This is a genomic window from Xanthomonas sp. SHU 166 (genome assembly GCF_000364685.1).
GTDB lineage: Bacteria > Pseudomonadota > Gammaproteobacteria > Xanthomonadales > Xanthomonadaceae > Xanthomonas_A > Xanthomonas_A sontii.
This window is the reverse complement of the sequence record NZ_AQOJ01000160.1, coordinates 1-12,387: the sequence shown is the minus strand read 5'-3', so window position 1 is coordinate 12,387 and position 12,387 is coordinate 1. Positions and strand designations below refer to the sequence as shown.

Genomic DNA, 12,387 nt, shown 5'->3' with positions numbered 1-12,387 from the left:
CCAGCCGTTCTCGACGTAGGTGATTTTCCCCGTCCAGACCACTTGCATGGCGGCGTCCGCCTCGTAAGAAAAACATGATGCTGCAATTGCCAACAGCAACCCAATCATCTTCAAGCTCATTTCATCCCCTTTTTTTATCCGTTGTTCGTCGCTTTTAATGCCTACAGCTTTTCTGGCCGCGACAGCAAAGAGCTCAACCGTCACCCAGCTGGACCTAGCCGTTCAACAGCAGCTGATACAGCAACGGCACGATGTCCACCGCAGGTCGCTGGTCGTGCGTCACGTTCGAAGCCGCGGTGCAGTTGCCGTCCGCCGTGCAAGCGGTCACCCGGTACGAATAGGTCCCTGCCGGCCTGGCCAACGAGGTCCAGTTGCCCTGGCCGCCGTCGTACACCGAGGTCCAGGTCACGCCATCCACGCTCTCCTCCACCACGTAGCGGGTCGCGCCGGAGACCGGGCTCCAGTTCACGTAGTCTTTGACCGAAGCGAGCTGCCCCAGCGGCCAGTCGGCTTCGGCGACCAGGCTGCCGCCCAACAGGATGTAGTCGGTGGACTTGGACTGGCGCTGGTTCTTCTGGAAACGCAGTGCGCCGGACTGATCGTACAGCGAGCCGATGTTGCCGGCGCTCTGCAGCGCTAGCGTGCGGCGGCCGTTGCCGTCGTAGCGGTAGGTCTCCTTGCCGGTCGCCTGGCGCAGGCGGTTGCCGTAGTCGAACACGAAGGCCTGGCCGTTCTTGTTGCTGAGGTTACCCTGCGGGTCGTAGCTCATGCCGATGACCGTGCTGCCGCCGCAACCACCGGTCTTGACGTTGGTCAGCTGCCAATTGACGTCATAGCAGTAGTAGTGATCCCGGCCGGGGGCTACGACGTGGGTCAGGTTGTCGAGGACGTCGTAGCTATAGGTGGCGGTTCCGAACATCGGCGACTCGGCCTTGGTCAGCCGATCCATGCCGTCGTAGGTCATGGTGCGGTTGCCGCGCTGGTTGCGGCCGGTGGCGCCGTCGCTTATACCTGCGACATTGCCATTGGCGTCGTAGTCGTAGCCATCGCTGAGGAACGCCGTGCCGCCGTAGGCATCCTGGCTGGTATCCGGCAACTGACGTGCGTTCTGCGTCATGGTGTGGACGATGCCGTTGCCGTAGGTGAACTGCTTGATCGCGCCATTCGGGTAGTAGCTCACGCCGGTGGCATAGCTGCCGGCCTGGGTCGGTTGACCCAGGGCATTGGGCGCGTAGTCCACCGTCTGCCCCGACGGATAGCGATGCGCGGCAAGGTGGCCATTGGCATCGTAGGCGTAGCCCAGCGCCCAGGTCTCGCCATCGGCCTGGCCCTGGCTTTCAGCAATCAGCAGGCGACGCTTGTTGTAGGCGTAGCTGTTGTAGGTGGCGACGCCGTTGTTGGTGGTGGTGATCTGCTTGACCGCCCCGTCCGGCCAGTAGCTCCAGGCCTGATTGCCGTTGCCGTCAGGGAAGCTCAGCGCCTTGATCCGGTTGCGCACGTCGTAGCTGCGATCGACCCGGCGGCCGGAGGCAAAGGCCGAGTCCGCATCGCATGAGGTGGTGCTGGGCAACGACAGGCCCGCCGCACTCCAGGCGAGATTGCCGGCAGCGTCGTAGCCGTTGGCGGTGGCACCGGTTTCCGGTTCCACCGTCTTGCACAGCTGCTGGTAGGTGTCGTAGACGTAGCTGCGGGTGACCGACACAGTGCCGTTGGCGTCGTGGCGGCGGATGGACAGCGGCTTGCCGAAGATGTCGCGGTTGATCTCGGTGGTGGCGCCTTCCGGATGCTGGATCCAGACCGGCGTCTTGTAATCAGGCTGATCGAACACTTGGTAGCCAGCTACCGTCTTGTTGCCACGCGGATCGGTAACGCGCGTCTGATTTCCCGCTAGGTACTCGGTCAATGTTGTCAGCGTGCCCAGCTCTGAATCCAGAGACACAGACGTCGTCCGACCTAATGTGTCGTACTGCGTTCTAGTACCGGCGCTGAGGGCATCAGTGGTTCCCGCGAATGACGCAAAGGCCACTCGACCCTTATAGTCATAAGAGAAACGTTGATAGCGCCCAGTTGCTCCTGGATTACCGGCGTCATATTCATATGTAACAATCGGCCGCAGAAATCCATCGAAATACAGGACCTTCCGCGCATTTCCAGTAGCGGTTGTTTGCCGCCAGTGGCCGGCAGGCAAGCCATATTCCGACGACCCAACTTGCTCGAAGGTCGCCGTTGTCGTGTTCCAGTTCTGACTATCCCCTGTCGGATAGGTGACGCTCGTCAGGCGCCCCATCACGTCGTAGCTATAGCCTGTCGTCGCGCCTGACTCATCGGTAACGGATGTGATCCAGCCATAGTCGTTTACATTCGCGCTGATAGCCGCTCCATTAGCGAAGCGGATAGATGTAGGCACCCCCCGTTTCCAATTCGAAAAGCTTGTGGAATTGTTAGCCCCGTCAACGGAAGAGGAGAGTGTTCCATCAGAGTTGTAATAGAACTTCTGCCGTAACTTTCCATACTCATAGGAAATTGCAGGCAGACTGGTTAACGGATCGTAGTCGACCTGCGACTCCACTAACCCAGTGTCACTATTAGTGCGCTTGGCTACCTGGCCCAGGATCCACTTCTCGTAGTTATCGCTGTAATCCAAACGATCGGATCGCTGGTGCCAAGGGCTGTAGCGATTAGCAGCCGACATCCGGCCAAAGACGTCGAAACTAGTCACTTTATAATTATAGGAAGAACCAGATTCAGTGATGGCTCGACCTGAGACCGGAGAAATCGTGCCGACCTGAGCGCTATTGATATTATCGAGTAGCACACTTCCTATTACTTTGGGCCACGGGCCTGTCGAAGGTGACGCATATGTCGAGTCTTCACGACGCAGCAGTGTCGATCCAACTGCACCGTCATAAATTTCGGTGCTCAATAGTTGACTTTCTGTAGAGTCGTAACGATTACTGAAGGTATACCGGCTTACCGCTCCCGTTGGCGACTTAAGATCTGTCCAGACAGTGGTAGCGCAGCCAGATGCGCAGTCCTTGGCCCAGCTCCCCTGGGGGGCCGAGTAGCTATATGTCCAAGTCTGCTCCGACACACCGGGACCGGAAATGCGCTCAGACAGAATGTTGATACCCTTTGTAATATTGGGGATTTCGAGGGTCAACTTTCCAGGGGAGCTAGAGTCACATAAAAACGGAACATAAGAGCGCCCGCGGATCAAAGTTCCAACACTAAAGTTCCCTATCAATCCGGAAGGATGTTTCAGCGAGATGTTTGCGGAGCCCCCACTTTGACGATAACTGAACGAAGAACACCCGTCATAAGCATCATAAGTGATGGTTGAAAGATCACTAAACCTCGCGAGCCCAGAGACGTCCATCGCCCAAGAGCTGCCATCCGGGAGGATCGCACTGGTCAAGTGCACCTTGGAGTCAGAAAGCGTGGCATACGAGTAACTCCAGGTTCTGGACGGAGCGTCAGAGGCCTGAAGTGTCGCGGTGGTTATTCTGCTTCCTACATCAGACGTATTATTTCCGGTCCACGTTTCATAATTCAGGACCAGCGAACGCCCATCACTCGACTGGATCTTTACGAGATTTCCGTTAGCGTCGTACTGATAAGAAAGGCTGTTACCAAAGCGGTCCTCAATGCGGGACGTCATCATCATCGCCATCTGGCGGGCAACGCCCCCGAATCCGGGTTGCGCGAATCCGACATTGTCGTAACCTCGGTAGATCAGCCAATCCATCCAGTATTTGGTACCATCGGGCGAAACCACCAGGAATCCCTGCCCGCCTTGCCCATTGGAAGTCTGCGCAAGGCAAGTGACCATCCAATGTTGTCGCGTGACGATCGGGAATGACATTTGATTGCCACTGGCATCTTTCATCCGCGGCGAAAGCGTATTTGAACTATCTCGGCGCAGCAGATCCTGGCGCCCCATTCCGGGAATAATGAGCTGGTAGCCGCCCCACCATTGCTCGGCAGTATAGATAACCGGTGCTTGACGGCCGACATTGAGCACCACTGCAGGCGCTTTGGTAAAATTCGAGCAACGATCACCACGAAAGAATTGATTTTCGTTCGTGGTCAGCGTTTGAATACTAGGAAGTTCCAGCCGCCAATCGGCAAAGGCCCGTGCCGCTCCTTCTCTTGGGCTTGAGTCGGACGGATCGAACGTACGTATCAGTTGAATCGGCAACCCAATACCAGGCTGATCGATATCCACCTGCCTGAAGGTCAGTGCGCCGTTGTAAAGGCTGATTTCTTCGCCAAAAGGCTTGTCGCCCAGGGGCTGTATCTCACGAGATGTCCGAATGCGCTTGTCGAACTCGTCTTCCGGCGTGACCGCCAGGGCGTTCTGCAGACCAGATACGGACAGACACACGAATAGGACGACGGTGCGCCATCCCTGCCGCTGAGTGAACATTGATTGCCCCTGTAGACGTGCCAACGCGACGCTGGCAGCACTGTCAATTACACAGTACCGCCGGAATTTGTCAAGGCAGTTTCATCGTCGCAGGGCCGCGCACTACTTCTCCTTCCGCCAATTCACCGACCCACGGTTCTCCACCGTGCTCGATTCCACCTCGGCGTCGAAGCCGCGGCCCAGCAGATATTTCAGCGTCAAGACCGAGCCGCTGCCGATCAGCGACACGCCGTAGCTGACGTAGAGTTTCGGCGAGAGATATTTGCCGAAGCCCACCACCGAGCCGCCGAGGGTGCGCGACTGGCTGACGCCGGCGTCGTCGAAACCGAGCCTGGCGCCGAGCTGCGAGGCGAGCAGGCCGCTGCCGGCCGACAGGGCGCTGGCCGCGGCGGTGACCTGGTCGGCTTCGGCGCTGCTGGTGTTGCTGAGGCTGCGGCCCAGCACCAGGTAGGACATCGCCTCCGATTGCGACATCGACGGGTCCGACCACACGTCCGCATGCGGGGCGGTGGCGCGGCCGGTAACGTCGATGCCGGCGGTGACGTCGCCGACCTGGCGCTGCGCGCGGATGTTGATGCGCGGGTCGGAGACGATGTTGTTGCTCCAGGTGAGCTGGCCGCGGGTGATGGTCAGGTCCTGGCCGTACGCCTTGTACTTGCCGCTGACGTCCAGCCCGCCGGTGGCGGTGGTTTCGCGGCCCGGCCGCGAGCGCACCTGCATGGCGCCGGTCAGCGCACCCTTGAGGCCGAAGCCGGCCATCTTCACCTGGTCGCCCAGGGTCACGCGCAGGTCCATCTCCAGCGGCGAGGTCGGCGTGGCCTCGGGGTCGGCCGGGTCCAGCACCACCACGTCCTCGGACAGCGAGGTGCCGCGGTCCAGCCGCTCCAGGTCGATGTCGGCCGAGGGCACGGTGACCTGGCCGCTCAGCATCATGGTCTTGTTGGCGATGCCGAACTGCAGGTCGGGATTGGCCACCGCGCGCAGTTCGGCGGTGTTGGAGACCAGCACGTTGGTACCGCGGATGTTCAACTGCAGCGGCGTGCGGTCGCCGTACCAGGACAGGCCGCCATCGACGTTGAGCGTGCCTTCGCCGGACTTCACCGAGGCGACGATGCGCGCCGTGCCGTCCGGCTGCGCGTCGAAGCGGCCCTTGCCCTCGCTCAGGGTCAGGCCCAGCGCCGGCAGTTCGCCGGTGAAGTTGCTCAACGTGGCGTCGCCGCCCATCGCCGGCTGCGAGCGGGTGCCGCGCAGGCTGACGTGGCCTTCGACCAGGCCCTTGGGCCGGACCAGATCGGGCGAGAACAGCTCCAGCCAGTACAGCCGCGCCATGTTCATGTAGATCTCGCCGGTCAGCGGCGCATACGCATCCCAGCCGGTATCGACAGTGGCGTCGACGAAGCCGTCGCCCTGGAAGCCGATGCCGAGCTTGGAATGGATGTGCTGGGCGCTGAAATCGGTGACGAAACTGAACTGGTCGTAGCGCAGCAGTTCGCCGCGCGCGTTGTCGCCCAGGCGCAGGCCGCCTTCGCGCGAGGCCAGGCGCAGCGAACCCTGCCAGGCGTTGCCGGCCGGCTTGAAGCTGCCGTCGATGGACAGGTCACCGCGCAGATACATCTTGCGGCCGTTGCTCGGCGGCAGCCACGGCTGCACCAAGGCCAGCGGCAGCGCATCACCGCGCAGGGTCAGGCCCTGCTTCGGCCAATCGGCGGACACGCACAACGCACCGCCGCTGCCCGGGGCCAGGCAGCTCTCGGAGAGGCTGAAGGCGCTGCCGGCCACGCTGAAATTGGCAGGCTGCCGCAGTTGCCACGGTTCGCCCTTGGCCGGGGCGATGCGCAGCGTGTTCAAGGCGCCCTGCCAGCGCGCGCCGTCGCGGCGCACCTGCCCGGCCAGGGCCAGCGCGCCCATGTCGTTCTCGGTCTTGGCGTCGAGTTGCAGGTTCTCGACCGCGCCGCGCGCATCCACGCTCAGCGTCTGCAGCAGCACGCCGGCATTGATCGCACTGCCGCGCAGGGCGAGTTCGCCGCCATTGCCGCGCCAGGGTAGGCGACCGCGCAGGCTGAGGCTGTCGGCACTGTAGCTGTCCCACTTCACGCCGTTGCCGGTGAGGTCGGCGGTGAGATCGGGCGCGTCGCGGCGGCCCTTGACCTGCACGCTGCCGCGCAGGCTGCCGGCGCCGCCAGGCAGCAAGTCGGCCAGTTGCAGCGGCTGCAGTTGCGCGTCCACGTCGAGCTGGTCGCCGACCTTGCCCTGCGCCTGCAGGCGGCTGTCGCCCAGGCTCAGTTGCAGCTTGCCTTCGCCCTGGCTGCCTTGCAGGGCGAGCTTGGCGTTGGCGTCGAGCGGGCGGCTGCGCAGGCGTCCGTTCAAGCGCGGGATGTCGAGCGTGGCCTGATAGCCGGCGGCGCTGCCGTCCGGTTGCGCCGGCAACTGCTTGCCCTGCGAGGCGAAGGTGCCGGACAGCTTGCCGTCCCAGCCCGGTGCGAAATAGCCGGGGTCGAAGCCGGCCAGCGTGCCTTGCACGTCCCAGTTCAACTCCGGCACCCAGGCCACGTTGCCGCCCAGGTCGAGCGTACCGCTGGGCATGGTCGCGCGCACCTGCTTCAGCTGCGCCTGGCGATCGTCGCCGCGCACGTCCAACTGCAACTTGGCGCTGTCCTTGCCGCGGGCGACGGTGGCCTCGCCGTAGGTGGCCCATTGCTTCATCGTGCCGGCCACGCCCAGGTTGGCCTCGACCAGCTTGATCGGCACCGCCGGTGCGTCCGGGGTGGACGGGTCCGGCGCGGTGGCGAAGCTCATGCCGCTGGCGTTGACCGCGAAACGCAGCTGCGCGTTGTCCGGGTCGCGCAGATCGGCGGTACCGCGCAGGCGCAGTTGGCCGTCGAACGCGCGTAGTTGCAGCGGCGCGACCGTGAGTACCTGATTGTCCAGACTCAGGTGCGAGGGATCGAGCACCAGCTTCTGTCCATCGCGCGACAGCTCGCCCTGCAGGTCGGCATTGCCGCCCTTGCCCTTGGCGCGCAGGTCGAAGGCCAGCGGCACGGACGCCGGCGCATCGTCGGCCGGCGGCACCAACAGCGACGGATCCAGCGCCTTGCTGCTGGCGGCGAATTCCCACACCGGATCGGTGCGGCCGGTGAACACCAGCGTGGCGCGCAGCGGCGCCGGTGCGTTGCCGGCGATGGCCACTTCCATCTTGTCCAGATCGCCGCGCGCGACCAGGCCCAGGCGCGCCGGGGTGCGCCCGCGCGCGGCCGGCAGCACGGCGCTGGCGGTGAGGTCGGCCTTGTAGTCCTGGCCCGGCAGGTAATCGCCATTGATACGGAAATCGCCGCGGTCGCTGGTCACCACCACCTGGGTGGCACGGAACTCACCGTTGGCCACTTCCACGCCACCGCGCAGCGTGCGGATGTCGATCATCGGCTGCTGCGCCTGGGTGATGCGCAGGCCGTCGATGGCGATGCGGTCGGCCTGCAGCGCAAGCGGCACTTCGATCTGCGGCAGCGACTGCGGCCAGCGCGGCAGTTCGAACGGTTCGTCGCTCTTGGCCAGGTTGAGCGTGGCGTTGGTCAGCTCCAGCGCGTCCAGTTGCAGCTTGCGTCCGAGCAGCGGGCGGATGTCAGGATCCAGGTAGGCGCGCTCGGCGGTGAAGTGGATCTCGTTGTAGCGGAAATCCAGGTTGTGCAACGTCAGCGGACCGGCCAGCGGTCCTTCGGCGCGCTCCCAGGTGAGCGTGGAGCCGGCCGGCAGCCGCGCCACCACCTGCGCCAGCAGCACGTCGCGCCCGGCCACGGTCTGCAGTAGCCAGTACAGCGCGATCGCCGCCAGCAGCACCAGGCCGGCCACGGTCAGCGCCGAGCCCCACCAGAAGCGCTTGCGCCGATAGAAGCGCGGGCGCCGTGGCGGCGGCGAGGTGGGCGACGTCGGCTCGATCGGCGCGCTCACAGGTTTGCTCCGATGTTGAGATAGAGCTGGAACTGCGAGTCGGGATCATTGAGGCCGTGGGCGATGTCCACCCGCACCGGGCCGACCGGCGAACGCCAGCGCAGGCCGAAGCCGACGCCGGTGTGCCAGTCCGGCGTGTCGTCGAAGGCGCTGCCGCTATCGACGAATACCGCGCCGCCCCAGGGCCCGCCCTTGAAGTAGTGCTCGTACTCGGCGCTGCCGGTGAGGATGTGCTTGGCGCCGAGCGCGAAACGGTCCGGCCGCGGCGTGCGCGGGCCGACTTCTCGGAACGCATAACCGCGGATGCTGTTGTCGCCGCCGGCGAAGAATCGCAGGCTCGGCGGCATCGCCACCAGGGCGTCGGTCCAGGTGCTGCCGGCTTCGCCGCGCAGGATCAGGCGGTCGTTGTCGCCGATGCCGTGGAACCAGTTCACTCGCATGTGCGCCTGCACGAAGCTGGCATCCGAGCCCACACCCTCGGCGCCGCCGCGCAGGCTGATGTTGCCGCTGAAGCCCTTGCGCGGGAACACCTTGTCGTCGACGCCGACGTAGTCGGCTTCGATTTGCGGATAGAACAGCGTCGAGGTCTGGTACAGCGCGCCGTCGAAGACCTCGTCGGTGGCGTAGCGCCAGCGCTCGCGCAAGGCGTTGATCGAGGCGATCGCGGTCCAGTGCTCGTTGATCTGGCCGCTGCGGCTGCCGGTGAGCTTGACGTTGCGCAGGTCGATGTAGTCGGTCTGCTCGTCGTAGACGCGCAGCGAGGTGGTGTACCAGCCGTCGAGCCAGCGGAACGCCGGGATCCGGTAGCTGGTGATGAAGCTCTTGCGCTTCTGCGCGTAGTCCAGCTGCGTGCTGAGCTTGTGCCCGCGCGCGTTGACGTAGCGGCGGTCCACGCCCAGGCGCACGCCGGCGCCGCTCTCGCTGCCGTAGCTGAGGCCGGCGGTGTAGATGCTGCGCTTGGCGCGGGTGAGATTGACGTCCACCGGCACGTCGCCGTTGGCGTCGGCTTCTTCCGGCTTGGGCTGGATGTCGATGACGCTGAAGTAGTCGAGCTTGACCAGCGACTCGCGCAGGCGGTCGAGCTTGCCCTCGTGGTAGTAGCTGCCTTCCTTCCAGTACACCAGCGGATCGAACAGCTTCTGGTTGAAGTAGTCCTGGTGGAAGCGGATCGGACCCATGTTGTAGCGGCGGCCGCTGTCCCAGCTCAGGTCGATGTCGGCAGCGTGATCGGCGCGGGTCACCTCGACCTTGCGCTGGGTGAAGTCGGCATCGAAGTAGCCGCGCTCGGCCAGGCGCCGGGTGATGGTGACCTTGCTGGTCTCGTAGACGCTGCTGACGAAGATGTCGCCCTTGCGCGGCCGGAAGTTCTTCAGGTCCTCGCCCAGGTAGCGATCGTCCTCTGCCGGGCCGGTGATGCCCACCTGGAAATTGCGCACCCGCACCGGCTCGCCCTTGTCCACGTGCACCACCACGGTCAGCTTGTCGTCCTGGCGTGGCGCGTCGACGGTGATCTTGGGAGTGAAGTAGCCGAACGGCTCCAGCGCCTGCCGGGTCTGGCGTTCGGCCTGGCTCAGCAGGTACTCCAGGCGCGACTCGCCCTGGTCCTTGCCGATGGCGTCGTACAGCGACAGCGAGACCTGGATGTTCTCGATCATCGCCGCGTCCTCGTCCTTGTTCAGGCCCTGGATCTGCACCTTTTCGATGACGCCGCGGGCCTCGGCGAGGCCGGCCAGGGAGAGCAGGGACAGGACGGTGGCGAGACGGGGGATGGGTCGCATGGGCGTCAGAATACCGGCAGCCCATGTGAAGCTGTTAACTAGACGTTTGTTACATGTGACCGGGATGTCGGGTGCACGGCATTTGCGCAGGGGCATTCGTGCTTTCCGGACTCACGGCATTCGGAGCGTCTACGCCGGGAACCGCGCTGCGCCTGCGCCCTTGCCAAGCCACGGCGACGGCGCCACGCTGGCGCCCCGACCCGCAGGAACGCCGCATGTCCACCGTGATCGCCACCGCGCGCCTCGTACTGCGCCGACTGGACCCCGCGCGCGACGCCGCGCCGATGCTGGCCCTGCTCAACGACCCCGGCTTCCTGGCGCACATCGGCGACCGCGGCGTGCGCGACGAAACGCAGGCCAGCCGCTATCTCGCCGATGGCTCGGTGCGCAGCTACGCCGAGCACGGCTTCGGCCTGTATGCGGTGGAGCGCCGCGACGACGGCGCCTGGCTTGGTGTGGCGGGGCTGGTGCTGCGGCCGACCCTGCCCGCCCCTGATCTGGGCTATGCCCTGCTGCAACCCTATGCGGGCCAGGGCTACGCCAGCGAGGCGGCGCGCGCGGTGCTGGATTACGCGCGCACCTTGCTCGCGCTGCCGCGCGTCTACGCCATCGTGGCTCCGGGCAATGCGCGCTCGCTGCGGCTGCTCGCCGCGCTGGGCTTCGTCGCCCAGGGGCGGATGCGCGTGAGTCCGGAGGCGGCCGAGGTCGAACTGTATCATTGCGGGTTGGATGCACCCGAGGAGCACGCCTGAGCATGGACACCTTGCACACACTGCGGCTGTTCGCCAACTACAGCCAATGGATGAACCAGCGTCTCTACGCCGCGGCCGCGACCCTGCCGGACGCCGCGATCACCGAGCCGCGCGGCGCCTTCTTCGGGTCGCTGTTGGGTACGCTCAATCACCTGGTGGTGGCCGATACGATCTGGCTGCAGCGCTTCGCCCAGCATCCGGCACGGCACCCGGCGCTGCAGGCCATCGCCGCCACGCCGGTCCCCACCGCCCTGGATGCGCCGCAGGCCGACTGCCTGGCGGACCTGCGGACGCAACGCGAGTCCCTGGATGCGACGATCGCCGAGTGGATGTCGCAACTGCATGCCGACGACCTCGACGTAGCGCTGCGCTATCGCAACACCCGAGGCGAATCGCACGGCCGGCGCTTCGGCGACCTGCTGCTGCACTTCTTCAACCACCAGACCCACCATCGTGGCCAGGCCACCACCCTGCTGAGCCAGGCGGGTGCCGATGTCGGTGTCACCGATATGCTGGCGGTGATTCCGCAGGTGGAGGTGGAGTGATCCTGCGATCGCGGGGCGCTGCGCTTGGTGCGTGCCTTGATGTTTAGGGCACCTGTAGTAACGCGCCTTGCCGCGGTTTTGCGGGGGGTCTGCCACCGCTCCTACAAGTGAGCGTTCTTTGGTTAACCAGAGGCTTCGTTTAGAAGCCCGTCCACGCAGCGTCACCCGTGCGCGAGCTGCGCCTGCAACTGCGCCACGATCTCACGCAACTCCGCCACCTCGGCCTCCAGCGCCTGCAACCGCCCTTCCAACTCATCGTTGCCCGAGGCGGTCGGCCGCGCCTTGAACGTGGCGGCCAGTGCCTCCGCGTCCACCGGACCGGCAAGCAAGTGCATGTAACGGTCCTCGCGCTGCCCGCTGGCACGCGGCAACTGCACCGCCAACTGACGCTGCGCCAGCCGTTCCAACTGATGCCGGACATCGTCCGCATCGGCGAAGCGCGCCATGCGCTCGGCCCGCGTCAGCAACTCGTTGGCGGTCTGCGGACCGCGCAACAGCAGCAGGCCGAGCAGGGCCACCTGTTGCTGGGTCAGATCCAGCGCCGACGCCAACCGATGCTCGTAGCGCTCGGCGCGCGAAGAGAACTGCTGCCTTACCAACCCGCGCCCCTCCAGTTGCCGCAGCGCGTGTTGCACATCGCCCGGACTCAACGTCATCACCGGCTCGCGCGAGGTCTTCTGATTGGCCGCCACCACCGTCGCATTGACCGTGAGCGGATACGCATCCGGCGTGGTCGCCTCCTTTTCGATCAGGCAGCCGAGGGCGCGGGCTTCGATGGCGGAAAGGACGGGGACGGTGGGAGTGTCGGTCATGGTATTGGCTTCTTGCTGGTCATAGGCGAAGCATACTGCTTGAGAGTTTCGGCTTTGCGGGCTGCTGCCGTACCGATCTCGGTGCCGTGTCCTTGAAACGCTTGCGCGTCTCCAGGGTGGTGCTGCTGTCGA

The 12,387-nt window shown here is 64.7% G+C and carries 7 protein-coding genes; 2 read left to right on the top strand and 5 right to left on the bottom strand.

What is annotated here, in order from left to right; genetic code table 11:
• From D180_RS23815 to D180_RS06005, 4 genes are all read right to left on the bottom strand, one after another.
• Window positions 1-204, bottom strand: a 204-nt coding sequence (locus D180_RS23815) for a hypothetical protein (RefSeq protein WP_157835430.1), incomplete at its 3' end; no start/stop codon positions are given.
• Window positions 205-214: 10 nt separating this feature from the next.
• Window positions 215-4,426 (bottom strand): RHS repeat domain-containing protein, encoded by a 4,212-nt coding sequence (locus D180_RS24450; RefSeq protein WP_226977731.1) that lies wholly within the window; start codon window positions 4,424-4,426, stop codon window positions 215-217.
• Window positions 4,427-4,528: 102 nt separating this feature from the next.
• The gene (locus D180_RS06010; protein WP_017912078.1) at window positions 4,529-8,368 is read right to left on the bottom strand and encodes a translocation/assembly module TamB domain-containing protein; all 3,840 of its coding nucleotides are present in this window, start codon (window positions 8,366-8,368) and stop codon (window positions 4,529-4,531) included.
• Window positions 8,365-10,146, bottom strand: coding sequence for an autotransporter assembly complex family protein (locus D180_RS06005; RefSeq protein ID WP_017912077.1), 1,782 nt, complete (start codon window positions 10,144-10,146; stop codon window positions 8,365-8,367). The genes D180_RS06010 and D180_RS06005 overlap by 4 nt, the downstream gene beginning before the upstream one ends.
• 215 nt (window positions 10,147-10,361) lie before the next feature.
• Here D180_RS06005 and D180_RS06000 point away from each other — a divergent pair, with 215 nt between their 5' ends.
• Both D180_RS06000 and D180_RS05995 read left to right on the top strand, forming a co-directional pair.
• Window positions 10,362-10,898, top strand: a complete 537-nt coding sequence (locus D180_RS06000) for a GNAT family N-acetyltransferase (protein WP_017912076.1) — start codon at window positions 10,362-10,364, stop codon at window positions 10,896-10,898.
• 2 nt (window positions 10,899-10,900) lie between these two features.
• On the top strand, window positions 10,901-11,443 hold the full coding sequence (locus D180_RS05995; RefSeq protein WP_017912075.1) for a DinB family protein: 543 nt from the start codon (window positions 10,901-10,903) through the stop codon (window positions 11,441-11,443).
• Between the two features lie 161 nt (window positions 11,444-11,604).
• Here the strand turns inward: D180_RS05995 and D180_RS05990 are convergent, their stop codons facing one another.
• Window positions 11,605-12,255, bottom strand: a complete 651-nt coding sequence (locus D180_RS05990; RefSeq protein ID WP_017912074.1) for a DUF480 domain-containing protein — start codon at window positions 12,253-12,255, stop codon at window positions 11,605-11,607.
• Window positions 12,256-12,387 lie beyond the last annotated feature (132 nt).